Here is a 641-nt window from a genome sequence, read left to right on the forward strand (position 1 = left end):
CTCGCTCACCAAATACCAGCAAAGCACTACCGATTACGCGCTCATTATGAAAAGCAATCAATATCCGACCATAAGCATCCTGCTGCATAGCAAAGCGTGCAATAGGGTCATCTTTGTTACACATCCCCATACTCGCGTATGACTTGCGACGCAATTTCAAGACGGCTTCGTACTCCGCCTGAGTTTCAACAAAACGATACTGAACCAGCTCTTGAATATGCTGGGCATTCATACCCGCTCGACTAATGTCTCGCGGCGTCTTCTGTGCAAAATGGAAGCAATGCTGAGCCAGCTCGTCTTCTGCCAAATACGAAAGTGAGGGCGTTTCAATAAAGCATCTAATTTTATTCTGATCCGTTAACGAAACGTTGGACACCTTACCGACGACATTCTGAAGCTCTTGAATCGAACCCAAGCTATACTTCAGCTCCATACCTTCAAACAAGGTAAACTCTGTGTGAATCCCGCTTGCATAGAAGCCATTGCGAGACAAACTCTCCACCTCAAAATAGGCGTTTTGTTTGTAGACAAAAGGGTGAACCATTTGTCCTTTTAGGCTTTGTTCGGCACTTAAGTGGATAGGATGGAAACGGTCGTGCTTACTGCTCTGTTCGTGCTCAATGACCGCCGCAATTTTTACC

The 641-nt window shown here is 45.9% G+C and carries 1 protein-coding gene; it reads right to left on the reverse strand.

The window, feature by feature from the left end; all coding sequences use genetic code 11:
- A partial coding sequence (locus A3729_RS32615; RefSeq protein ID WP_197475691.1) for a hypothetical protein occupies positions 1-641 on the reverse strand: 641 nt, incomplete at both ends.

Source organism: Oleiphilus sp. HI0043, from assembly GCF_001634935.1.